The organism is Thalassotalea sp. PLHSN55, from assembly GCF_052030545.1.
Lineage (GTDB): Bacteria > Pseudomonadota > Gammaproteobacteria > Enterobacterales > Alteromonadaceae > CANMXU01.
The window spans coordinates 65,311-89,123 of record NZ_JBPDIH010000008.1 but is presented as its reverse complement, the minus strand read 5'-3'; the positions used below and the strand labels follow the sequence as shown (position 1 = coordinate 89,123).

Annotated in this window: 19 protein-coding genes and 2 tRNA genes; 13 read left to right on the top strand and 8 right to left on the bottom strand. The window is 37.8% G+C overall.

Annotated features, from left to right (window positions below):
- Positions 1-27: 27 nt before the first annotated feature.
- The 6 genes from zwf (at position 28) to ACRRSQ_RS15745 (ending at position 8,427) form a co-directional block, all read left to right on the top strand.
- The gene (gene zwf, locus ACRRSQ_RS15770; protein ID WP_440876727.1) at positions 28-1,497 is read left to right on the top strand and encodes a glucose-6-phosphate dehydrogenase; all 1,470 of its coding nucleotides are present in this window, start codon (positions 28-30) and stop codon (positions 1,495-1,497) included.
- Positions 1,497-2,192: a 6-phosphogluconolactonase gene (gene pgl, locus ACRRSQ_RS15765; protein ID WP_440876726.1), complete on the top strand. Its 696-nt coding sequence runs from the start codon at positions 1,497-1,499 to the stop codon at positions 2,190-2,192. The genes zwf and pgl overlap by 1 nt, the downstream gene beginning before the upstream one ends.
- A 4-nt stretch (positions 2,193-2,196) precedes the next feature.
- Positions 2,197-4,020 carry a phosphogluconate dehydratase gene (edd, locus tag ACRRSQ_RS15760; protein WP_440876725.1) on the top strand — a complete coding sequence of 608 codons (1,824 nt, stop codon included), beginning with the start codon at positions 2,197-2,199 and terminating at the stop codon, positions 4,018-4,020.
- A gap of 4 nt (positions 4,021-4,024) precedes the next feature.
- Entirely contained in the window at positions 4,025-4,978 is a 954-nt protein-coding gene (locus ACRRSQ_RS15755; protein ID WP_440876724.1) for a glucokinase, read from the top strand.
- 15 nt (positions 4,979-4,993) lie between these two features.
- Positions 4,994-5,635 (top strand): bifunctional 4-hydroxy-2-oxoglutarate aldolase/2-dehydro-3-deoxy-phosphogluconate aldolase, encoded by a 642-nt coding sequence (locus tag ACRRSQ_RS15750; protein WP_440876871.1) that lies wholly within the window; start codon positions 4,994-4,996, stop codon positions 5,633-5,635.
- A gap of 341 nt (positions 5,636-5,976) precedes the next feature.
- Positions 5,977-8,427, top strand: coding sequence for a zinc-dependent metalloprotease (locus tag ACRRSQ_RS15745; RefSeq protein ID WP_440876723.1), 2,451 nt, complete (start codon positions 5,977-5,979; stop codon positions 8,425-8,427).
- A gap of 161 nt (positions 8,428-8,588) precedes the next feature.
- Here ACRRSQ_RS15745 and gap read toward each other — a convergent pair whose 3' ends face one another.
- Positions 8,589-9,593 carry a type I glyceraldehyde-3-phosphate dehydrogenase gene (gap, locus tag ACRRSQ_RS15740; protein ID WP_440876722.1) on the bottom strand — a complete coding sequence of 335 codons (1,005 nt, stop codon included), beginning with the start codon at positions 9,591-9,593 and terminating at the stop codon, positions 8,589-8,591.
- A 289-nt stretch (positions 9,594-9,882) separates the two neighbouring features.
- Between gap and gndA the strand changes: the two genes are divergently transcribed.
- On the top strand, positions 9,883-11,409 hold the full coding sequence (gene gndA, locus ACRRSQ_RS15735) for an NADP-dependent phosphogluconate dehydrogenase (protein ID WP_440876721.1): 1,527 nt from the start codon (positions 9,883-9,885) through the stop codon (positions 11,407-11,409).
- A gap of 9 nt (positions 11,410-11,418) precedes the next feature.
- A complete protein-coding gene (msrB, locus tag ACRRSQ_RS15730) occupies positions 11,419-11,811 on the top strand; it encodes a peptide-methionine (R)-S-oxide reductase MsrB (RefSeq protein ID WP_440876720.1) in 393 nt (130 codons plus the stop codon).
- A 15-nt stretch (positions 11,812-11,826) separates the two neighbouring features.
- Here the strand turns inward: msrB and ACRRSQ_RS15725 are convergent, their stop codons facing one another.
- Complete coding sequence (locus tag ACRRSQ_RS15725; RefSeq protein WP_440876719.1) at positions 11,827-12,585, bottom strand: DUF2989 domain-containing protein; 759 nt, start codon at positions 12,583-12,585, stop codon at positions 11,827-11,829.
- A gap of 202 nt (positions 12,586-12,787) precedes the next feature.
- Between ACRRSQ_RS15725 and ACRRSQ_RS15720 the strand changes: the two genes are divergently transcribed.
- Positions 12,788-14,236 (top strand): glyceraldehyde-3-phosphate dehydrogenase, encoded by a 1,449-nt coding sequence (locus tag ACRRSQ_RS15720; protein ID WP_440876718.1) that lies wholly within the window; start codon positions 12,788-12,790, stop codon positions 14,234-14,236.
- Between the two features lie 97 nt (positions 14,237-14,333).
- Here the strand turns inward: ACRRSQ_RS15720 and ACRRSQ_RS15715 are convergent, their stop codons facing one another.
- The 6 genes from ACRRSQ_RS15715 to ACRRSQ_RS15690 form a co-directional block, all read right to left on the bottom strand.
- Entirely contained in the window at positions 14,334-14,666 is a 333-nt protein-coding gene (locus ACRRSQ_RS15715) for a TusE/DsrC/DsvC family sulfur relay protein (RefSeq protein ID WP_440876717.1), read from the bottom strand.
- On the bottom strand, positions 14,663-14,950 hold the full coding sequence (tusB, locus tag ACRRSQ_RS15710; RefSeq protein WP_440876716.1) for a sulfurtransferase complex subunit TusB: 288 nt from the start codon (positions 14,948-14,950) through the stop codon (positions 14,663-14,665). The genes ACRRSQ_RS15715 and tusB overlap by 4 nt, the downstream gene beginning before the upstream one ends.
- An 11-nt stretch (positions 14,951-14,961) precedes the next feature.
- A complete protein-coding gene (tusC, locus tag ACRRSQ_RS15705) occupies positions 14,962-15,324 on the bottom strand; it encodes a sulfurtransferase complex subunit TusC (RefSeq protein ID WP_440876715.1) in 363 nt (120 codons plus the stop codon).
- Positions 15,324-15,701, bottom strand: coding sequence for a sulfurtransferase complex subunit TusD (tusD, locus tag ACRRSQ_RS15700; RefSeq protein ID WP_440876714.1), 378 nt, complete (start codon positions 15,699-15,701; stop codon positions 15,324-15,326). Before tusD ends, tusC begins: the two co-directional genes overlap by 1 nt.
- 96 nt (positions 15,702-15,797) lie before the next feature.
- On the bottom strand, positions 15,798-16,466 hold the full coding sequence (locus tag ACRRSQ_RS15695) for a Bax inhibitor-1/YccA family protein (protein WP_440876713.1): 669 nt from the start codon (positions 16,464-16,466) through the stop codon (positions 15,798-15,800).
- Positions 16,467-16,648: 182 nt separating this feature from the next.
- On the bottom strand, positions 16,649-17,230 hold the full coding sequence (locus ACRRSQ_RS15690; RefSeq protein WP_440876712.1) for a DNA-3-methyladenine glycosylase I: 582 nt from the start codon (positions 17,228-17,230) through the stop codon (positions 16,649-16,651).
- A 153-nt stretch (positions 17,231-17,383) separates the two neighbouring features.
- On the opposite strand from ACRRSQ_RS15690, the gene ACRRSQ_RS15685 reads away from it, so the two are divergent.
- The 4 genes from ACRRSQ_RS15685 to avs4 all read left to right on the top strand — a co-directional run bounded on the left by ACRRSQ_RS15685 (position 17,384) and on the right by avs4 (position 23,737).
- Positions 17,384-17,474, top strand: a tRNA-Ser gene (locus ACRRSQ_RS15685).
- Between the two features lie 74 nt (positions 17,475-17,548).
- A tRNA-Ser gene (locus tag ACRRSQ_RS15680) sits at positions 17,549-17,639 on the top strand.
- 502 nt (positions 17,640-18,141) lie between these two features.
- Positions 18,142-18,939, top strand: coding sequence for an NERD domain-containing protein (locus tag ACRRSQ_RS15675; RefSeq protein ID WP_440876711.1), 798 nt, complete (start codon positions 18,142-18,144; stop codon positions 18,937-18,939).
- A gap of 70 nt (positions 18,940-19,009) precedes the next feature.
- Entirely contained in the window at positions 19,010-23,737 is a 4,728-nt protein-coding gene (avs4, locus tag ACRRSQ_RS15670; RefSeq protein ID WP_440876710.1) for an AVAST type 4 anti-phage nuclease Avs4, read from the top strand.
- Positions 23,738-23,813: the final 76 nt, after the last annotated feature.

Sequence of the window (23,813 nt, the reverse complement as noted above, 5' to 3'; positions counted from 1 at the left end):
ACAATAAGTGAACTCGAGAATTCCTTTATGAAAAATAATGATAGTCAATCAGCTAGTGAAATAGTTATCTTCGGTGCGTTAGGCGATTTATCTCGTCGTAAATTGCTACCTGCTTTATACCAACTAGATAATGCTGGGTTGTTACACAATGATAGCCGCATTATTGGCGCCGCTCGTCAAGACATCGACAACGAGGCATTTATTGCTTTAGTGTTAGAAAACTTAAATAAGTTTATTTCAGAGCCTATTAATGAAGAAGTGCTAGAGCGTTTTTTAGCGCGTTTAGTATATCAACACCTAGATATTAAAAATGCTGAGTCTTACGTTAACCTTGCTGACACATTAGCTGGTGGCCATGAAACGCGTGTTTATTATTTCTCAACTGCACCAGCATTATACGGTGATATTGGTAATGGTTTAGACCACGCTAAATTGATCACAGATGCAGACAGAGTGGTGATGGAAAAACCAATTGGCCATTGTCTTGAAAGCTCAAAAGTGATCAACGACCATGTATCAAAGTATTTTAAAGAGAACCAAATTTACCGTATTGACCATTATTTAGGTAAAGAAACCGTACTTAACTTAATCGTTTTACGTTTTGCTAACTCATTATTTACCACAAACTGGGATAGAAACTCTATCGACCACGTACAAATTACCGTCGCGGAAAGCGTAGGTATTGAAGGACGTTTTGGTTTTTATGATGAAGCAGGGCAAATGCGTGACATGATCCAGAATCACTTGTTACAAATTTTGTCTCTTCTTGCCATGGAGCCGCCAGCAGAACTTGACGCTGACAGTATTCGTGATGAAAAGTTAAAAGCGATTAAAGCGCTTGTACCTATTACTCGCCACAATATTAAAGATAAAACGGTACGTGGCCAATACACCGACGGTTACTTAAATGGTGTACCAGTACCGGGTTACTTAAATGAAGAAGGTGCTAACAAAGACAGCACTACTGAAACATTTGTTGCTATTAAAGCTGAAATTGACAACTGGCGTTGGTCAGGTGTTCCATTTTACTTACGCACCGGTAAGCGTATGCCTGCAAAGCACAGTGAAATTGTGGTGCACTTTAAAAAGCAACCGCACAATATTTTCAAAGACAGCTATGTTGACTTACCTGCTAACAAGTTAACCATTCGTTTGCAGCCTGATGAAGGTGTTGAATTGCAAATGATGAACAAGATTCCAGGTATTGCTTCTCAAATGAATATTCATGAGAACAAACTCGATTTAAGTTTCTCAGATACCTATAAAGATACTCGTGTTGTTGATGCATACGAGCGTTTAATGTTGGAAGTTATCAACGGTAACCAAGCACTATTTGTGCGCCGTGACGAAGTTGAAGCTGCATGGGCATGGGCCGACAGCATTATTGATGCATGGCAGTCAAGCAACGAGAAACCAAAACCATATCCAGCCGGTTCTTGGGGACCAGTTTCTTCAATTTCTTTAATCGCGCGTGATGATCGCCAGTGGGTTGAATAATGCACCAGTTAAATGATTTCGAAACAAGAGCCGCGTTAGACGTAGAGCTTGCTGAAAAAGTAGCAGACTTATTGTCGAGTGCTATTAAAGCTAAAGGAAGTGCGAGTATCGCAGTTTCTGGCGGTTCAACACCAAAAGGTTTTTTCGAAGCCTTGTCACAAAAAGATTTACCGTGGAGAAAAGTGACGGTGACTTTAGCTGACGAACGTTGGGTAAATATCGACAGTAACGATAGCAATACCCGTTTGGTGCATGAAAATTTATTAGTTAATAAAGCAAAAGACGCGAAATTTTTTCACCTCAAACAAGGTGAAGAGTTATGCGCAGAAACATTAGCTGATCTAAATGTCGGTGCTGAAAACGCACTGTTACCATTAGATGTTTTAATTTTAGGCATGGGTGAAGATGGTCATACTGCATCGTTATTCCCATGTAGCCAAGAAATAGAACAAGCGCTTGCATTAGACAATAGCGATGCCTTGATGAAAGTTGTACCTACAACGGCTCCTCACGATCGCATTACTTTTACTTACGCAACCTTATTAAAAAGTGCTAATACCTTTTTACACATTTCAAGCAGTAGTAAAAAAGCAGTGTTAGAACAAGCACTGAGCGATTCAAACATTTTAGAAATGCCAATACGCGCATTTTTACAACACCCGGACGTAAATGTTCAGGTGTACTGGGCGGAGTAGTACCATGAATAAACAAATTTTAGAAATTACTAACCGTATTATTGAACGTAGTAAAGCTACACGTTCAGCGTATTTAGCTAAAATCGATGCAGCTAAATCAGAAACGGTTCACCGTGCAAGTTTATCATGTGGCAACTTAGCCCATGGTTTTGCTGCTTGTGGTAAAGAAGATAAAAACACATTAAAAGGTGTTAATCATTCAGATATTGCCATTGTGTCTGCATACAACGATATGCTTAGTGCACATCAGCCATACGAAACTTACCCAGAAATTATTAAAGCTGCGGTAAAAGAAACTGGCGGCATTGCTCAGTTTGCTGGTGGTGTACCGGCAATGTGTGACGGTGTTACCCAAGGTCAGCCAGGCATGGATTTAAGCCTAATGAGCCGCGACGTTATTGCAATGTCGACAGCCGTTGGTTTATCGCACAACATGTTCGATGGCGCGTTAATGCTAGGTATTTGTGACAAGATTGTCCCTGGTTTATTAATTGCCAGCATGACTTTTGGTCATTTACCAACTGTTTTTGTACCTGCAGGTCCAATGCCTTCAGGTTTACCAAATAAAGAAAAAGCACGTGTACGTCAATCTTACGCAAAAGGCGAAGTTGGCGAAGAAGAGTTACTAGAAGCAGAATCTGCGTCTTACCATAGTGCAGGTACTTGTACTTTCTTTGGTACAGCAAACTCTAACCAATTAGTGGTTGAAGTGATGGGCTTGCATTTACCGGGTGCGTCTTTTATTGCGCCAAACACGCCACTACGTGAAGAATTAACTAAAGCCGCTGCTCGTCAAGCAACACGTTTAACGCAACAATCGGGTAACTACCAACCAATTGGTAGAATGATCGATGAGCGTTCAATCGTAAATGCTATCGTTGCTTTATTAGCAACGGGTGGTTCTACAAACTTAACCATGCACATTATCGCGTTTGCAAAAGCGGCAGGTATTATCATTAACTTCCAAGATTTTAATGATATTTCAGATGCAGTACCGTTATTAACACGCATTTATCCGAATGGTCACGCAGATATCAACCAGTTCCAAGAAGCTGGTGGCATGGCGTTATTATTCAAAGAGCTTATTGCTGCAGGTTTAGTTCACGAAGACGTTGAAACTATTTGTGGTAAAGGTTTAAGCAAATATACCCAAAAACCAGTGCTTGATGAAGCAGGGCAACTTAAGTGGGTTGATAGTGTTGATGTTTCGGGCGACCCTGAAGTGATTACTACTGTCAGCAAACCGTTTAAAGAAGACGGCGGCATGAAAGTACTTAAAGGTAACTTAGGTATATCAGTGCTTAAAACCTCTTCACTACGTGAAGGTAGCACAATTGTTGAAGCTCCAGCGGTTGTTTTTGAAGATCAACACGAACTTCAAACAGCTTTTGACGCCGGTGAGTTAGAAAAAGATTTTGTTGCTGTTGTTCGCTTCCAAGGTCCTAAAGCTCGCGGCATGCCAGAACTACACAAATTAACGCCGCCACTTGGCGTACTTCAAGACAAAGGCTTTAAAGTTGCGTTAGTAACAGATGGTCGTATGTCGGGCGCATCAGGTAAAGTTCCTGCTGCTATTCACTTATGCCCAGAAGCATTAGACGGTGGTTTGATCGCTAAAGTACAAACTGGTGATATTGTTTCAGTTAATGGTGAAACAGGACAGCTTATTTTAAAAGTTGATGAAGCAGAACTTGCAAAACGTGAAACTGCCAAGTTCCAAGTTAATGGTCATCATCAAGGTATGGGCCGTGAATTGTTTGGCTTTATGCGTCGCAACTTAAGCTCAGCGGATACTGGAGCTTGTTCTTTATTCGACAACGAGGACTAAAGGAATGTCGGTTGTAAATATTATTGCAGATATTGGCGGCACGAATATGCGTGTTGCCATTAGTGAAGCAGATGGTCAGTTTAGTCAGATTCAGTTGTATCAATGTGCACAGTATTCTGGCCTTGCTGAAATTTTGCAAAACTATATTGAAATTAAAGGCTTGTCTGGGAAAACGATCAATGCGTGTTTAGCGATCGCTTGTCCTGTAGATAATGACTTAATTTCTATGACTAACTTGCCGTGGGAATTTTCAAAATCAGCGCTTAAAAGCCAATTAGGTATTGAGCAACTGTTTTTGATTAATGACTACACTGCCATTGCCCACGCTGTACCGTTACTTGACGACAGCCAAAAAGTACAAATTGGTGAAGGAACTGCTGTTGCAGGACGACCGATTTCTATTTGTGGCCCAGGCACAGGTTTAGGTGTTGCCAATGTTGTACCTGTTGATGGTAAGTGGCATAGCTTAAGCGGCGAGGGTGGTCATGTTGACTTTGCCCCAGTTGATGAAACTGAAATAAAAATCTTGTCGTATTTATTAACCAAATATGAACACGTTTCTTATGAACAGTTGTTGTCAGGCTTAGGCATTGAACAAATTTATCAAGCATTAGCTATTGATACCGATTTACCAAAAACATTACCAGCTGAACAAATTTCAGCAAAAGCACTTGAAAATAGCTGTGATGTTTGTGTGCAAACCGCACAACAGTTTTGTAAAACGTTAGGTAGTTTTGCGGGCAATTTAGCACTTACACTGGGTAGTTTTGGTGGTGTTTATATTGCTGGCGGCATAGTACCGCGTTTCATTGAATTTTTTAACAACAGTGAGTTTAGAAGTAGATTTGAAGCAAAAGGCCGCTTATCTGGCTTTAACCACGACATCCCAACGTTTGTGATCACTGAATCTCAGCCGGGTTTATTAGGCGCTTCAGCCTACCTTCAACAAAGTATTTAAAGAGGAATTATGACTATAACTAAAAACTGGCAGCTCTCGCCAAAAGAAATTTTTGCTATGGGGCCAATAGTTCCTGTACTTGTAATTAAGAAAGTTGAAGATGCATTGCCAATTGCAGAAGCACTACTTGAAGCAAATGTAAAAGTATTAGAAGTGACTTTACGTACACCAGCAGCACTTGATGTTATTAAAGAAATTGCAACGAAACTGCCTGAAGCCGTTGTTGGTTCGGGTACAGTAACTAATCGTTTGCAATTACAGCAATCAATTGACGCCGGTTCAAAATTTGCTATTAGCCCAGGTTTAACAAAAGACTTATTGCAAGCGGGTAACGAAGGTAACACTGCGTTGATCCCTGGTATTTCTTCGATTTCTGAATTAATGGATGCAATTGATTACGGTTATGACCATGTTAAATTCTTCCCAGCAGAAGCATCAGGTGGTGTAAAAGCGATCCAGTCTATCGGTGGTCCTTTCCCTGATATTCGTTTTTGCCCAACAGGTGGTATCAACATTAATAACATCAGAAACTACTTAGCGTTACCTAACGTTGCATGTTGTGGTGGTTCTTGGTTAGTATCTGACGAAATTGTTGAAAACAAAAACTGGTCAGAAATTACACGTTTAGCAAAAGAAGCGCTAGCCCACGTAGGTTAATCACTTCTTAAATTCGTTATTAAAAAGCCTTAGATAAGTTATCTTGTCTAAGGCTTTTTTCATTTTATATTAACGTTGACCCACTTTTTCTTCCCGATAATTTCTCTCTGTTTGTTCCTGATTAAATCTGTATTTTCTGTTATTTGCTCGGCAATGTTGCGCTTATATCGAATTAAATACGTAATTGTCTTTATTTTAACTTGCAATCAATAAATGCATTCCATTAAGGTAAGCAAGGCTTTAATTGTTTTACACTGCGATAAAGTCATTAATATAAAAACAATGAAAAGGTAAGTCGTGTTAATTAGCCAAATTAGCGCTTAAACCTTAAGGGAATAACAATGCTCTATTTTAAAAAAGTAAGCAGTAAAACCAGCGTTATCTTGGCTTTTATCTGTTTCGCCTTTGTCCACTTTCAAGTTAGTGCAAATTTTTTCGAAGATAAAACCCAAGTTAAAGGTTTTTACAGTTTTTGGCAACAGCCCAGCTCAGGTGAAATATTTCTCGAAATTAAAGATTTTAACCAACCTTTTATCTTCCAAAGCGCTCTACCTTTGGGCATAGGATCAAACGATATTGGTTTAGATCGTGGTCAATTAGGTAATACACGTTTAGTTCAATTTGAGCGGGTCGGTAATAAGGTTTTTTTAAGGCAGTTGAATACGTATTATCGAGCCAATTCAGCCAATCTTCTTGAACAACAAGCAGTAGACGAAGCGTTTGCAAGTTCAATTATCTGGGGCTTTGAAGTCGCACATGAAACAAACGATAAAAATGACCAAGCGACATATATTAACTACACGCCTTTTTTGTTGTCAGACATTCATAACATTGCTGAAAAACTAACGACGCGTAAGCAGGGGAAATTTGCGGTTGATTTAACCCGCAGCGGTTATTATCAAAAGCGTTCAAAAGCTTTTCCAGATAATACCGAATTAGAAGCTATTATTACTTATAAAGGCAAGGGCACTGGTGCTTATTTAAAGTCGGTAACGCCTGATAAAAATGCAGTGACGGTAAATTTACACCATTCATTGATCAGATTGCCAGACGATAATTATCAACCCAGAGCATTCCATCCATACAGTGGTTACTGGTCTGAAGCTCATGCCGATTATGCCAGTGCTATCGACGAGCCATTGGTGAAACGCTTTATTCCTCGTCACCGCCTAAACAAAAAACATCCTAGCCAAAAAGTCAGTGAAGCGGTTAAACCAATCACCTATTATTTAGATCCCGGTGTACCCGAGCCAATTAAGTCGGCTTTACTCGATGGCGCTAGATGGTGGAATTCAGCATTTGAAGCAATAGGCTATAAAAATGCATTTGTGGTAAAAATGCTACCAGAAGATGCAGATCCTATGGACGTACGTTACAACGTTATACAATGGGTGCATCGTGCAACACGTGGTTGGTCTTACGGCTCAACCGTTATCGACCCTCGTACGGGTGAAATATTAAAAGGTCATGTCACCTTAGGCAGTTTACGTGTTCGCCAAGACTATTTAATTGCGCTTGGTTTAACCTCGCCATTTACAGCCGATAATGCTGATACCAGTAAAATGCAGCAAATGGCATTAGCACGTATTCGTCAGCTTTCTGCTCATGAAATAGGGCATACATTGGGTATTGCACATAACTTCGCAGCAAGTGCCAACGACCGTTCATCGGTGATGGATTATCCTCATCCATTGGTCACTTTAGATCAAAATAACAAAATTGATTTATCGAATGCCTATACCAATGATATTGGTGTGTGGGATAAATACGTGATCGCTTACGGTTACAGTGAATTTTCACAAGAGAGTGAACAACAAGCATTGCAACGATTAATCGAACAGGCGCAACAACTGGGTCTTGACTATATGTCTGATCCCGACGCAAGGAGTCAGTCGAGCTCACATGCAAGTGCCCATTTATGGGATAACGGTGAAGATCCTGCGGCAGAGCTTGAACGAATTTTAAAAGTTCGCGCGGTAGCACTTAACCAGTTTGGTTTAAACAGCATCAATACTGGTACGCCGCTGTCAGAATTGGCATTGTCACTGGTGCCAATTTATCACTTTCATCGTTTTCAAGTTGACGCTGCCGCAAAACTTATTGGCGGGATAAATTATCAATATCAGGTCAAAAGTCAGAATAAAAATAGCCTTGTACGTGCAGTTCGCGATGTATCACCAAAGAAACAACAGCAAGCGTTTTCGGCGTTATTAAAAACCTTAACGACCGACGTGCTGTTAGTGCCAGAAAATATTCGCATACTCATTCCGCCAACAGCATATGGGTATGAAAACAGTCGAGAGAATTTTACCAGTAACACCGGTGGCACGTTTGACCCTATTACTGCAGCGCAAGCAAGTGCAGAGCAAACAATAAAGCTGTTATTAAATCCACAACGTTTAGCGCGTATCGCACAACAGTCGGCGCTAAATAACAAACAACTTTCACCTAATGATTTGATAACAAGCCTTTTAGCGCAGACAGTAAAACAACATCCTGAAAAAGGCATGGCAGTGCTTATTCAACAACGCGTTAATGAAGCGGTTGTTAAAGAACTATTAGCGTTATGGCAAGCTCAAGATGTTGTTGGTGAAGTGCGTTCACAAGTGTATTTATCGCTTTTATCGCTAGAAGAGTGGCTTAAGTCACATGCTCGCAAGAAAAGTTTCAAAGCATTTAAAGCCCATTACACTTTGTTAGCGCATCAAATAACTTTTAGCTTAGCGCAAGGAAAACAGATAACCGTTGAACGCAGTATCCATCTACCGCCAGGTTCACCAATAGGGAATTAGCCAAACATCAAATTAACGTTAATAGAATATGAAGTGATTATTCGGTGAGAATAAAAATGTAATAAATTTACAGAAACATTTTTAAAGCATAAAAAAATGCCGCTTAGTTAAGCGGCATTTTCAATTTTGTCAGTTAACAATTACCTGAAAACAGGTGTTGTTTACGCTTCGTAGTTAGCGATATGAGCTACTAAGTCTAATACTTTGTTTGAGTAACCAATTTCGTTATCGTACCAAGAAACAACTTTCACAAAGTTATCTGTTAATGCGATACCTGCGTCAGCGTCAAATACTGAAGTACAAACTTCACCTACAAAGTCATTCGATACAACAGCATCTTCAGTGTAACCAAGTACACCAGCCATTGTTGTTTCAGAAGCCGTTTTCATTGCTAAACAAATTTCAGCGTAAGTTGCTGGCTTTTCAAGGTTAACGGTTAAATCTACTACAGAAACATCAGGAGTAGGAACGCGGAACGCCATACCCGTTAACTTGCCGTTAAGCTCAGGGATAACTTTACCAACAGCTTTTGCAGCGCCAGTTGATGAAGGAATAATGTTTTGACCTGCACCACGACCACCACGCCAATCTTTAGCTGAAGGGCTATCTACCGTTTTTTGCGTTGCTGTAGTTGCATGTACTGTCGTCATTAAACCGTCTTTAATGCCCCAGTTGTCATTTAATACTTTAGCAATTGGTGCTAAACAGTTTGTTGTACAAGATGCGTTAGAAACAACGTCTTGACCTGCGTATTCTTCAACGTTTACGCCACAAACAAACATAGGTGTTGCATCTTTAGAAGGTGCAGACATTACTACTTGTTTTGCGCCCGCAGTAATATGCTTACGTGCTGTTTCGTCAGTTAAGAACAAACCAGTAGATTCAACAACAACGTCTACGTCAATGTCGTTCCACTTTAAATCTTCAGGATTACGTTCAGCTGATACACGAACAGTATTGCCGTTCACAACTAAGTTGCCATCAACAACATCAACAGTGCCTTTAAAACGACCATGAGTTGAATCGTATTTCAGCATGTAAGCCATGTAATCAACATCGATAAGATCGTTAATACCCACTACTTCAATGTCATTTCTCTCTGCTGCCGCTCTAAATACAAAACGACCAATACGGCCAAAGCCGTTAATTCCTACTTTAATTGTCATAATAAAACCCCTGAAAAACACTATGTAGTAAAATTACATCATTTTGAGATTAATTCAAGATAAAAATGCACATATTCACTAATAATTGTAATTAGTTTGTCATTATTACGAATGATTACTAAAAAAATTTATATATACGTTTTTTTTCTCTAAATAAGTCTACGTAAGCAATCGCGCCCGTGTTATCATGCGCGCAATTTTATGCCTGTTGCTTTTTTTCATTTTATTTGTGTTTATAAAAGCAAGTAAAACACAGGTAATTACATTTAATTAATGGATCTTTTTTAGTATGGCGCAGAACGCTTTATGTGACATCGGCTTTATTGGCCTCGGTGTAATGGGTAAAAATTTAGTCTTAAACTTAGCAGACAATGGTTACAGTATTGCTGCATTTGATTTAAGTAATGAAAAAGTTAACGACGTTATCGAGCAAGATCAGCTTGAAACTAATGGCGGCGAACCTCGAGTACAAGGCTGTTCTTCATATACTGAATTATTATCTCGCCTAAAATCTCCACACTTAATCGTTTTATCAGTGCCTGCTGGCGCACCTGTTGATCAAGTAAGCGAAAGCTTAATTGGCGCAGGTATTCAGCGTGACGACATCGTTATTGATACTGGCAATAGTTTGTGGGTTGATACGGTTGCTCGTGAAGAAAAATATAAAAATGATTTTATTTTATTTTCTTCTGCTGTATCGGGTGGTGAAGTGGGTGCTCGTTTTGGTCCGTCATTAATGCCAAGCGGTTCTGCTTATGCATGGACACGCATCAAACCTATTTGGGAAGCGATTGCCGCGAAAGTTGATCCTAAAACAGGTAAGCCGATTGAACGTACTCAACCAGGTCAATTGGTTGAAGGTGAACCATGTGCTGCTTATATTGGTCCAGGCGGTGCAGGGCACTTTGTTAAAATGGTACACAACGGCATTGAATATGCTGATATGCAAATTATTTGCGAAGCCTACCATATGCTTCGTGCGGGCTTAAACCTGTCGACCAATGAAATTGCTGATATTTTTGAGCAATGGAACAAAGGTCCATTAGACAGCTATTTAATGGAAATTTCAGTTGAAGTATTACGTCAAACTGAAGTTGAATCTGGTGCGCCTCTTGTCGATATTATTTTAGATAAAGCCGGTCAAAAAGGCACAGGTTTATGGACTGCAATGAGCAGTTTAGAAGTAGGTTGCCCAGCGCCGACTATTTCACAAGCCGTTTATGCACGTTCAATTTCGTCATTTAAAGACTTGCGTATTCAAGCAAGTGACATTTTGGCAGGTCCTGCACTGGGCGCTGATCTTATTGAAGACAAGCAAGCTTTTATTGATCGCTTACATGATGCGATTTACTGCGCAAAAATTAGTGCTTATGCGCAAGGCTTTCAGTTAATGAAACTTGCAGCTAAAGAGCATAACTGGACGCTTGATTTTGCAAGCATTGCAAAAATTTGGCGTGCAGGCTGTATTATTCGCGCGGTATTTTTACAGTCAATCACACAAGCGTTTGAGCGTAATGAAAACCTTGAAAACTTAATGCTAGATGAGTTTTTTGCCAAGCAATTAAGTGAGCATCAATTAAACTGGCGTAAGTCAGTTGCTGATTCTGCATTATTGGGTGTGCCAACCAGTGCAATTTCATCTTCACTTTCATATTACGATGCGATGCGTACTGAACGTTTACCTGCCGATTTATTACAAGGCCAACGCGACTTTTTTGGCGCGCACACCTTTGAACGTGTAGATATTGATTCAAACAAAAAATACCATGTAGAATGGTCAACACCAGAGCGTAAATTAATTTCAATTGAACCATAGAGGTTTGCCATGACAGATGATCGTTATAAAGACAAATTGTCGCCAGAAGCTTTTCAAGTTTGCCGCCTAGCTGCAACAGAAAGGCCATTTACGGGGATTTATAACGATCATTGGTTAACTGGCTGCTATCACTGTGCTTGTTGTGAACAACCTTTGTTTGATTCAAGCACAAAATTTAATGCCGGTTGTGGTTGGCCAAGTTTTTATCAAGCTCGCGAAAATCAAGTCGCGTATTTTGAAGACTTATCGTTAGCCATGGCGAGGGTGGAAATTCAATGTAAGCATTGTCAGAGCCACTTAGGGCATGTATTTGATGACGGACCTGCGCCAACAGGCAAGCGCTATTGCGTTAATTCGTTAAGCTTAACTTTTGTTGCGAATGCAGCCAAGCCTAACGAATAAAGCTTATTTGAAACATTAATTAGGCTTTACAAAACTGCCAGCTTTTATGTTTTTCAATGTTGTTGTGGCAACTTTATCTAAAAACTCTCTATCTAAGTTAAACGAGCGGGCATAGTTTTCTAACTGCTGCTCGGTAAATTCATCACGTTCTGAAGAATTCAAACTAAATACCTTTAACCATATATACGCTTGTTTATATTTTTTCTTATCGATAAACAAGGTCGTTAACGTTTTAAAAATTTCATCATCAATTTCATCGCCGGGTTTATACAACTCTAACGCGTGAAATAAAAAATCAAATGTTTTACCAATATCACGTTTAACATAATAAGTTGCTAGATTTACTTGCGACTCAACATTTTCAACTGCGTCGGTATTTTCTAACGTAAGTAATTTAGCTAAGGCATTTTTATTATTGTTGCGCGACCAATGGTAATACAACAATAACGGATCTTCGGAGTTTACCGTTTCGTTAGAAATTTGTTGTATACGCTGCTTTGCGTTCATGTAATTGCTTATGCGGAGGTTTTTCTTTTCTTTGAACTTTTTATGTTCAATTAAAGATGCTTTTTTCATACACACCGAATATTTTTCAAGGTTGAGCAACATTTTGTATTGTTGGCTTTCTTGTTGTTCGGTTTGCAAATTGTGGTAAGTGACTAACAGCTTTCTTCTTTCTGCTCTACACCAATTATCTTCTTGAAATTCTGCACAAATTTCAGGGTGAGTTGTGCAAATGTCGGCAACTTTAACGGTATCGTCACAACTGAACAATAAACTACTGAAAATTGTTACAGCAAAGCACTTGCTTTTATTTGAATTAATTATAGTAAAAATAGGTCGTAACCTATGGTGAATCATTTCATGTTGCATTACAATGTCGCCGTGGTAAGAGTATTATATTATCTCGTCAAAGGTAATTGTCTCTATTACTTATAGAATATCGTTCAATTGACTTAATTAAAAGGTTTATGAAATGACTTCTCACCTTGAGGAAGAATACCAAACAAGCTGGCAAGAGCGTCAAACTTTTGCTGAAAACATGCAACCAATTATCGGTCAGCTTTTTAGAAATAAAGGCATAGAAATCACCGTTTACGGTCGTCCGTTGGTTAATGCATCAGCTATAGACATTATTAAAGCACATAAATCCGTAGCTTTACACGAAGAAAGTAAACTTCGTTTAAGAGAAAGTTACCCATTTGTTGAAGCGTTAAGCGAAATGCAATTAGCGCCAGCACGTATCGACATTGGTAAGCTTGCTTATAGCTATTGGTATTCTGGTAAATCGAATGACTTAACCATCCCACAGTATTTAGAAAAAGCATTAACAGACATCTGTAAAAATGTGAAAGAGCAGCCAGCCAAAGACGTAGTTTTATATGGTTTTGGTCGAATTGGTCGCTTATTAGCGCGTTTACTTATTGAACGTGCAGGCCCTAATGCTAAGTTAAACTTACGTGCTATTGTTATTCGTCCGGGTAAAGACGGCGACTTAGAAAAACGTGCCAGCTTATTAAGACGTGATTCAGTTCATGGTGCTTTTAACGGCAGCATTACTATCGATAAAGAAAACAATGTTATTCGTGCCAATGGCGCTTTCATCAAAGTAATTTACGCTAAATCACCTTCAGACATCGATTACACCGCTTACGGTATTAACAACGCATTAGTTGTTGATAACACGGGTATTTGGAGTGACGAAGAAGGTTTAGGTCAGCATTTACAATCTAAAGGTGTTGATAAAGTATTACTAACAGCGCCTGCTAAAGGTGATATTAAAAATATCGTTTTTGGTGTGAACGAAGATATGATTTTAGCTGACGATAAAATTATCTCTGCAGCAAGTTGTACCACCAACGCAATTACACCAGTATTAAAAGCAATTAACGATGAGTTTGGTATTCGTAATGGTCATGTTGAAACGGTTCACTCATATACCAATGACCAAAACTTAATTGATAACTACCATAAAGCACCTCGTCGTGGCCGCAGTGCACCATTAAATATGGTAATTAGTACCACAGGTGCTGCAAAAGCTGTTGCTAAAGCGTTGCCTGAATTGAAAGGTTTATTAACAGGTAACGCAATTCGCGTACCTACGCCTAACGTTTCTATGGCGATCATGAACTTGAATTTAAAAACTGCGACAGATAAAGCAGGTTTGAATGATTACTTACGTAACATTTCTTTAAATTCAAAATTACAAAACCAAGTTGACTACACCGCGTCTTCTGAAATTGTATCAACTGACTTAGTTGGTTCACGTTTTGCGGGTGTTGTTGACTCGCAAGCAACTATTGTTGACGCTGATCGCGCAGTACTTTACGTGTGGTACGACAATGAGTTTGGTTATAGCTGTCAGGTAGTTCGTGTAATGAATGAAATGGCGGGCGTATACATTCCAACATTACCGGTTGAGTAATAAAATCGCTAGCGCTATAAAAATAGCCTAAAAACAAAAACCCTCGCTTGAGGGTTTTTTTATGGCTGACGGTTTATTGGTGGTTTTATGTAGTAAGCTAAATACACCGAGCAGGTTTTGGTAAACCCGCGTATTTTGTTGCTTGTTTGGCTGGCCCTTCAGGAAATAACCGATATAAATAACGGCTACTGGCTTTTTCTTCGCCAAACTCTGCTTTCATTGCTTTGGTTAATGCGCGAATAGCCGGAGAGGTTTGATAAGTTAAATAAAAATTTCGTACAAAGGTAATCACTTCCCAGTGCTCAGGCAATAGCTCCATATCGTCTTGCTTGGCTAAAATTGGTGCCATGTCTTCCTGCCATAAGGTGTGATCTAACAAATACCCTTGCTTGTCGGTTTCAATTTGCTGACCATTAAATTCTATACTCATTGCCAAGTGATCACTCGTTCATTGTTAAAAGTTAATGTGACTAAGTCTGTCATCGATATTTGGTTTGTCTCGGCAGCGATTGTTAAACCGCGCGCGGTTGCATGCTTTGTAATAACGGAAACATTTATGCCTTTTTGCTGAGCAAGTTTTAACGTAGGGTGGTTTAAACCGTAGCAAGCATCATCAATAAGTACCAAGTTATCTTGGCTAATTGCAACAGACAAGCATTGTGTTAACTCGTTATCTTGAAATGGCGATGTTCTTAAAATATGTAATGTCGTCATGGTGTTGTTGCTCAAAACTTAAAAATTGTTGAATAGGCATTAAGCGCAGCAATAAAATCCGCATCGTTTAACACAGTAACGTTATCGATATGAAAATCTTCGCTTAAGCCTCTTTGTTCTAACGATCGTTTACACACGTAAATATCTTCAATATCGTAAAATTCAAAAGCAGCAAAGGTTTTAAGAAAATCTTTTGAAGAAATGCTTTCAGCTTGCTGGTTATTAACAAGCTGCCATACGCCATCACCTTGGAAAAAAAGTGCCGGCGCTTGCTCATAAGAGCCAAAGATCAACGCAACGTCTAATGCTTCTTTAGCGGTGCTGGTTGAAAAGGGTGCAGCAGTATTTAACAGCGCAATACTCAATTGTTTCATTATAGTTGCACCACTTTATCAGCTTCATCGGTTAAGCTTACCAGTTCACCTAATCCTGAAATGGTAAACGTTTCATCAATATTACTGGTTGCTTCACCTTGTTCAAGCTCATCGCTTAAACCGCGTTTTTGAGCGGCGCTAATGCATAAATACAAAGGAATATTATGCGCTTTATGAAGTTGTCGCCAAGATGAAATCGCTTGAAACTCGTCATTAGGAACCGTTAAATGCTGGCTGGCATTTAATACCCCGTCTTGATAAAAAAATACGCCAATCACCTGATAACCCGCATCAATTGCACAGTGAATATAATCAAGCGCGGTAGCGGTATAGTTACTATGCGGCGCTGTGGTTACCATAACAGCCAGTTTTTTCAAAATATCACCTAATAAGTCATTGTGCAGGGCAGTGAATTTCGCCCATAAAAAAGCCCCGACATTGCGAGGCTTAATATTATACCGACTAATTAACGATTAGTCATCGCTACCTAGCGCGCCAAGTAAATGAAGCAAGCTAGTGAAAATATTATAAATGTTTAAGTATAAAGATACTGTTGCGCGAATGTAGTTGCGCTCGCCACCGTGGATAATACGGCTTGTATCAAATAAAATTAAACCAGACATAATCATTATAACCGCAGCACTTAACGCTAAAGATAACGCAGGTACTTGGAAGAAAATATTTGCGATACCAGCAACAATTACCACGATTAAGCCAACCATTAAAAAGCCACCCATAAATGAGAAGTCTTTTTTACTTGTTAAAGCATAACCAGATAAAGCAAAAAATATTAATGCTGTTCCACCTAGTGCTTGCATAATTAATGCGCCGCCGTTTGGCATAGCCGCATAATAGTTAAGCATTGGACCTAAAGAGGCACCCATTAAACCAGTGAAAGCAAAAATCCAGAAAATGCCGCTAGCTTTGTCAGCTTGTTTATGAACAACAAATAGTAATCCAAACGCTACTAGTGTCATTACCAATGCTGCCATGTGAGAAAGTCCCATAGCCATTGATGCACCAGCAGTCACAGCACTAAATGCTAATGTCATTGATAACAACATGTAAGTATTTTTCAATACCTTGTTGATTTCAATAGCAGAACTTTGTGTTGCTGCCTGAAAACCCATATTCGATTGCATAATCTTTCCTTTAAAAAACGTAGTTATACCTGTTAGATAAGGTCATTCTGTTTAAGTTCAAGATGTTAGTCAATTTTTTAGTGAAAAAATTGTTAACTTTCACAATAACCTTGTGACATATTATGACATGGAAATTTAAAATAGCTACCAAGGCGTACCTGATCAGCAATAAAAAAATGTGATTATTTGTAACAGATGTGTTTTCTAAAACAGCTTTCACTGTGATCGTTTAATATGCCGCACGCCTGTAAATGGGCATAACAAATTGTTGAACCAAAAAATTTAAAGCCACGGCGTTTTAAATCTTTACTGATCTTATCTGACAAATCTGAAGTGGCAGGGTAGTCGGCCAAGGTTTTAAAATGATTAATAATAGGTGTGTTGTTTACATAAGCCCATAAGTAGTTTGAAAAGCTACCGCACTCTTGTTGAATAGCTATAAATACCTTAGCGTTATTAATCGCAGCGTTTATTTTAGCGCGATTTCTAATAATACTTGTATCTTGCATTAGCTGTTCAACCTTATCTTGGTCAAACTTAGCGACTTGTTCAACATCAAAATTGGCAAACGCTTCTTTATAACCTGCGCGTCTTTTTAATATGGTGTACCAACTTAAACCTGCTTGTGCTGACTCTAGAATAATAAACTCAAACATTTTTTTATCATCATAAACAGGCACACCCCATTCTTCATCATGGTATTTAACATAGTCGGGTTTTGATAAGTCTAACCAAGGGCAACGGCAATTAGTCTCGTCTGTCATGATGTTTTCTCAGTAACGTTTGGGTAAAATCAAAGCAAGTTGCTTGTTTTATTAGCAAACTAATTAAATTTTCAAATTAGTGCTTTACAAGTGAATATCGACACTTTAATATTCGCCTCGTCTTGAAGCAACACATGTTTTAAGTCACACACAGGTGAGATGGCTGAGTGGTCGAAAGCACCGGTCTTGAAAACCGGCAAGGGTTTGTAGCCCTTCTAGAGTTCAAATCTCTATCTCACCGCCACATTCTAAAAAGCTGCTAAGTTTTAGCGGCTTTTTGCTTTAACAAGGTTTAAAGCACGTATTTAAAAGTTCAATGGTGAGATGGCTGAGTGGTCGAAAGCACCGGTCTTGAAAACCGGCAAGGGTTTGTAGCCCTTCTAGAGTTCAAATCTCTATCTCACCGCCACATATAAGAAACCGTTTAATCGAAAGATTAGACGGTTTTTTTCGTCTTTAGTTTATGATTTTTCAAACTTCAACTTCAAACTTCAAACTTCAAACTAAATTAGGTTTGTAGCGCTAAACCTTTTATAGAGTTCAAATCTCTGTCTCACCGTCACATATAAGAAACCGCTTAATCGAAAGATTAGACGGTTTTTTTTCGTCTTGGTTTTATGATTTTGAAACTTAAAGCTTAAAACTTAAATAGGGTTTGTAGCGCTAAACCTTTTATAGAGTTCAAATCTCTATCTCACCGCCACATATAAGAAACCGTTTAATCGTAAGATTAGACGGTTTTTTTTCGTCTTGAGTTTATGATTCTTAAAACTTAAAACTTAAAACTTAACTATTTTAGTTTGGACGTATGTTTTATTTAGTGACTTAACTCGTTAGAGCCATTATGATGAAAGTAACTGGAAACTAAAGAATAAATACTGATTTTGGTGTATAAAGGAAGTATGCAGTAAATGGATTTTTCAACTTACCTGATTATGATGACGAGTATTGCTTGGTATTTAATCCCGATCATCATAATCGCTGTCATTATCAAATCTGCATGGTTCAAAGGTGTATTAGGTGAGTGGCAAGTAAACTTACTGATTAAGTTTTTTTTAGACAAAAATGAATATCACCTGATCAAAAACGTCACGTTACCAACCGTTCTCGATAATAAAGAACACAGCACCACTCAGATTGACCATATAGTTGTATCAAAATATGGTGTTTTTGTCGTAGAAACCAAAAATATGAAAGGGTGGATCTTTGGTAGTGAACACCAAAAGCAATGGACGCAGCAAATCTTTAAGTACAAATCAAAATTTCAGAATCCGCTGCACCAAAATTATAAGCATGTCAAAACGTTAGAAGATCTACTCTTAACAGGGAGTAACGCAAAGAATCATTGCATCTTCTCAGTCATTATCTTTATTGGTGACAGTACTTTTAAAACAAAAATGCCCGAAAACGTAAGGTTTGCTCGTGGTGGTATTGAATATATTAAAAGTAAAAAGCACATTGTGTTTAATGAACAAGAAGTCGCTGGTGTTATTGAACAGATTGAAAGTGGCAGGTTAGAGCGAGGTTTTAAAACTAACCGAAAACACGTTATGCATGTACGAGAAATTATAGAAGAAAAATCTGATATTAAATCTTGCTCAAAGTGCGGTGCTGAAATGGTATTACGTAAAGCCACCAAAGGTAAAAATGCAGGTAATAGTTTTTGGGGGTGTACTACATTTCCAAAGTGCAGGAATGTTAAAAAGTAATTAGTTTAGTATTTTCGGACCAAAGAAAATGCACAATTTTAATAAAGTTCTTAATCTCTAGGGATGTTAAATGATTAAACCAAACTGGGATATATTCAAAGCTAAATTTTCGGAAAATCCGCAGTTCCATTTCGAATGGTTATGCTATTTATTATTTTGTAAAGAAACTAACCAACCATACGGTGTCTTTAGGTATAAAAATCAGTCTGCTATAGAAACTAACCCTGTTGATTTTGACGGTCATTGTTTAGGTTTTCAATCTAAGTTTTACGATACTACTTTGTCAAGTAACAAAGCAGAGCTAATTGAAACCATAGAAAAAGCCAAGCGTGACTACCCAAAACTTACAAAGTTGCTTTTGTATACAAATCAAGAGTGGGGGCAAGCTTTTCCCCAGAAAAATAACCCAACCATGAAAGCGCAAAAATCCGTTGCCCAACAAGAAATTGAAACAAAAGCGATTCAATTAGGAATAACACTAGAGTGGCGAGCAGCCAGCTATTTCGAATCTCCTTTTGTTTGTCAGGACTGTGCGGTTCTAAGTAAATATTTTTTTATTGGTGATAATTCTTTACTTGATTTTATATGTATCCAGGAACGTCATACACAATCTATATTAAAAAGTATTAAACAAAGTATTCTATTCAACGGACATGAGATATCTATTGAAAGAAAGGGTGTTTTAGCTTCGTTAAAAGAGTCTTCAGCCAAAGTCTCAATAGTGTGTGGTAAAGGTGGTGTAGGTAAGACCGTTGAGATCAAAAAATTCTATCAAGATTCTAGTGATACTCAGCCTATTTTTGCATTTAAGGCTAATGAATTTGAGCTAGAGCGGTTAGATGACCTTACTAGAGGTAGGTCTATAAATGATTTTTTAAGCTTTTTTGGAGATTGCAAAGAAAAGGTCTTAGTTATTGATTCAGCTGAAAAATTGATGGACTTAAATAATCAAGAGCCTATCAAAGAGTTTATTGACCTAGCTGTAGAATTCGGTTGGAGGATCATTTTCACAACGAGAGATCATTACTTCGATGATCTTAACCATCTTTGTCTAGATGTACTTGGTGTAGTACCTAATAAACTTTACGTGTCTGAGTTAACAGAAGAAGAGCTAGATGAACTAGCAAGAGACTACTCATTTAAAGTGCCAAGTGATACAAGGTTGCGTGGCCTGCTACAATTGCCTTTTTACCTAAGTGCATTTCTTAAATTTTATGATGGTGATACAAAACAGACATTGGATTCTACGGGATTTAAAAAACACTTATGGAATAAGAAAATTAAGGCTGGAGAGACTAAAAGAGAAAAGGTTTTTAGTGAACTTGCCTTACAACGGGCTAAATTTGGAAAATTTTATTTGCCCGTAGATAGTAACGATATAGAGGCGGCTGACGCTTTATTAAAGGATGAAGTTCTAGGCAACAAAGATACAACATTCTTTATTAGCCACGATATATATGAAGAGTGGGCTTTAGAAAAATTTATAGGCATTTCATTTGAAAACAGAGCGTCTACTATAGAGTTTTTTACCTCGCTAGGTCATTCCCTTGCCATCAGAAGAAGCTTTCGCTTATGGATATCAGAGCAACTATTTATAAATGAAAAAGAAATAAAAGTTTTTATAGAAAATGCAATAGATGACGGTGCAATTCAGCCAATATGGAAGGATGAGATCATCACGGCGATTTTGTTGTCTGACTATTCGTCAACTTTTTTTGATAATTTTGAATTCGAGCTTCTACAAAATAGTTTAGAGTTACTTCATCGCATTAATTTTATTTTGCGTATTGCTTGTAAAGAAGTTGATAATTCAATGCTTAACCTTTTAGGCCTTAAGCAAAGTGATATTGCATATTTTACTAAGCCTAAAGGTGCAGGCTGGCCTGCCTTTATAAACTTTATTTTTGATAAAAAAGAAAAAATCGGTTTAGAAAATTTAAAGACTTTTATTCCTGTATTAAGTGAATGGAATGGTTCAGTAAAACAAGGAGAAGCTACCCGTAAGGCTAGTTTGTTATGCCTTGAATATTACAAATGGCTTGAATCTGAAGATTTCTATATTGGAAGAGGCAAATTTATTGACTCGGTAATTAAAACTATTGCTTATGGATCAAGTGAAATTAAAACAGAGCTTGTTTTTGTAATTGATGAAGTATGTACTTCAAACGAAAAGTCCAAAATTCCGTATGAAAACCTTTCAAAAGTAATATTGAATGAGCTAGATGGTCTGCATATAGCACAAGCTCTCCCTGATAAAACATTGGAGCTTGCAAATGCTTGCTGGCTCAAAGAACATCAATTAGATCCCTATTCTAGATCGCATAAAGAGGCAGAGCATATATTTGGGGTTGTAGACGATTACGATTTTAACTACCACCCTGACAGTGCACTCCAAACGCCAATTTTTACGTTGCTTCGTTGTAGTCCAAGAGCAACAGTAGACTTCATCTTGCGCTTTATAAATAAAGTGACTTTAAATTTAGTTAATCACTATGGTGAGGATAAGTTTGACAAGCATGAATTAACCATAGGCGATAAGACGACTAAAATTTTTTTAGATCAACAGTTGTGGGGGGCATATCGTGGTGCAGGCAATACACCTAACCTTATCAAATCAATATTGATGGCATTAGAAAAATTTTTTTTAGAAAATGCGGAGCATTTTGGGGGAGATAACCTAGAAGCTTGGCTCAAATATATGCTGAAGAATACTAACTCCTCAGCAATATGTGGCGTTGTATCCAGTATTGTTCTCGCAAACAAAGATCAACTATTTAATGTTGCAAAAATTTTATTTGAAGTTAAAGATTTCATTCATTGTGATACTTCAAGATTAGTATTTGATAGCCAACATAAAGGCCAATTAAAGATGCTAGAGAATATGACTGGCGGTATGCATCATGAGAGAATGTTTCACAACGAAAGAGTTAAAGCATGTGATGCTGAGCATAGGACAAATTCGCTAGAAAACCTGTGTTTATATTATCAATTATTTGGACTGAAAGGTGTAGTTGAAGAGACTGAAGTTCAACGTAGACAAAAAGCGATATGGGCGTTGCTTGATAGGTATTATGATGAATTAGAAGAAGAGAAAGATTCAGAAAACTCAAAATTATGGCGTATGAGTTTAGCTAGGATGGATAGGCGAAAAATGCAAATAACTACAGAGAGGGTTGAAGATAAAGTTGCTATTAACTTTAAACCTGAGTTGGCTCCTGATCTAAAAGATATGTCTGAAAGGCATCAGGAAAAACAGCAGCAGGATTTCAATTTTTTTCCACTAATAAATTGGTCAAGAAGCAAACTTGACAAAAGCGAAGACTTTAAACAATACGAGCAATATGAATCAAACCCAACAAATGCATTATCTGACTTAAAAGAACTTTTTGTAAAATTAACTGACGAAGAAAATCCACCTTCAGAAGACTTTATACATTTTAACCGTGCAACACATATATATGCATCAGCAGCCTTGATTAAATATCATCACTCTGAATTGTGTGAAGATGATTTGGATTTTTGTCTAAGTATAGTCGAGGACCAACTGAAGCAGCTTTTCGATTATAACTATCGATATCAAATAAGCGATGGGATGGATGGGTGCTTTATTGTCATCTCTGATCTATTCGAGATCGCCCCTGAAAATATACCTTATTACAAATTAATACTCATTGCAGGGCTAATAAGAACTGACACTATAGCGTTGATGGGGACTCAAAGGTTTAGTGCTTTTTCTGTTATGGCGATAGTACAATTATGGAATAAGTTTGATGATGATGTTCAAGCCATTTTTTGGGGGTATTTAACTTTATTCCCTCGTTACATTGCACTTATAGGCACTATAAGAAAAGAGTGCTTTGAACTGGAAAAATTTGCACGTCCTGACATTTCTGGAATATGGCAAAGGTTATTTGAAGAAAATGAAGAAATTTTAAACTTTGTTGAAGCAAACAATATTGCAGAGCTTAGTAATTCTGACTATTCCAAACTTGACTTACATACTAAATCGGTGGCTATTTATTTACTACCTAATGACACTAGAAAGTGGGCACTTGATTCTTTTAAATGGTTAGTAAATACATCAGTGAATACTATTCTGGGAGATGATAGAAATAACTCCAATGATTATCAAAGTAGACATGATTTTCTCAAAAAGTTTGCTATCTATATATTGTCTGTACAACCTTCTGATATTCCGGAAATTCTAAATCCGTTTGTAGATAACTTTAATGTATCTGAAGGGGCAGCAGATTTGTTAGAGGAAATAATTTCAAGCCAAGATGGTCAGGCTTCATGTGAAAATTTTTGGATGATCTGGGGTTTATTTAAACCTAAGGTTATTCAATTAGCTCAATCTGATCGCTTAAATTATCGTTTTGAAAAAGTAGTAAAGAATTATTTGTTTGCACTACCGTGGTGGAAGCAAGATGCAAAAAACTGGAACTCGTTTAGAGACAAAGATGCCCGTTTCTTTAATGAAATGGCCGACAAGCTTTCAAATGCTCCATCAACATTGTATTCATTTGCAATGTTATTAAATGGTATTGGTGGTAGATATGCGTCTCAAGGGGTTGTCTGGCTAGCTAAAATTGTAAAAATCAAAAATGAGTCATCGAAATCAGATGTAGATGATAACACTTTATATTATTTGAATGCATACATGAGAAAGTTTATGTATAGAGAAAGAAGTAAAGTGCGCAGTTCTCCTGAACTAATGTCAAATACATTGGTTATTCTGGATTATTTAATTGAACAAGGTGAAGTATCTGGATATTTAATGAGAGAAAGCATTGTATAGTATATTGATTAAAATAAGGGTTGATTATTCCTGTAACACTTTCGTCAACCCAAATATTGAGTGTTTTAGTTCCTAT

What these genes read in the sequence shown, in the direction of transcription:
- zwf (WP_440876727.1), top strand. Translation starts at nt 28, where the DNA reads ATGAAAAATAATGATAGTCAATCAGCTAGTGAAATAGTTATCTTCGGT.
- pgl (WP_440876726.1), top strand. Translation starts at nt 1,497, where the DNA reads ATGCACCAGTTAAATGATTTCGAAACAAGAGCCGCGTTAGACGTAGAG.
- edd (WP_440876725.1), top strand. Translation starts at nt 2,197, where the DNA reads ATGAATAAACAAATTTTAGAAATTACTAACCGTATTATTGAACGTAGT.
- ACRRSQ_RS15755 (WP_440876724.1), top strand. Translation starts at nt 4,025, where the DNA reads ATGTCGGTTGTAAATATTATTGCAGATATTGGCGGCACGAATATGCGT.
- ACRRSQ_RS15745 (WP_440876723.1), top strand. Translation starts at nt 5,977, where the DNA reads ATGCTCTATTTTAAAAAAGTAAGCAGTAAAACCAGCGTTATCTTGGCT.
- gap (WP_440876722.1), bottom strand. Translation starts at nt 9,593, where the DNA reads ATGACAATTAAAGTAGGAATTAACGGCTTTGGCCGTATTGGTCGTTTT.
- gndA (WP_440876721.1), top strand. Translation starts at nt 9,883, where the DNA reads ATGGCGCAGAACGCTTTATGTGACATCGGCTTTATTGGCCTCGGTGTA.
- msrB (WP_440876720.1), top strand. Translation starts at nt 11,419, where the DNA reads ATGACAGATGATCGTTATAAAGACAAATTGTCGCCAGAAGCTTTTCAA.
- ACRRSQ_RS15720 (WP_440876718.1), top strand. Translation starts at nt 12,788, where the DNA reads ATGACTTCTCACCTTGAGGAAGAATACCAAACAAGCTGGCAAGAGCGT.
- ACRRSQ_RS15715 (WP_440876717.1), bottom strand. Translation starts at nt 14,666, where the DNA reads ATGAGTATAGAATTTAATGGTCAGCAAATTGAAACCGACAAGCAAGGG.
- tusB (WP_440876716.1), bottom strand. Translation starts at nt 14,950, where the DNA reads ATGACGACATTACATATTTTAAGAACATCGCCATTTCAAGATAACGAG.
- tusC (WP_440876715.1), bottom strand. Translation starts at nt 15,324, where the DNA reads ATGAAACAATTGAGTATTGCGCTGTTAAATACTGCTGCACCCTTTTCA.
- ACRRSQ_RS15695 (WP_440876713.1), bottom strand. Translation starts at nt 16,466, where the DNA reads ATGCAATCGAATATGGGTTTTCAGGCAGCAACACAAAGTTCTGCTATT.
- ACRRSQ_RS15690 (WP_440876712.1), bottom strand. Translation starts at nt 17,230, where the DNA reads ATGACAGACGAGACTAATTGCCGTTGCCCTTGGTTAGACTTATCAAAA.
- ACRRSQ_RS15675 (WP_440876711.1), top strand. Translation starts at nt 18,142, where the DNA reads ATGGATTTTTCAACTTACCTGATTATGATGACGAGTATTGCTTGGTAT.
- avs4 (WP_440876710.1), top strand. Translation starts at nt 19,010, where the DNA reads ATGATTAAACCAAACTGGGATATATTCAAAGCTAAATTTTCGGAAAAT.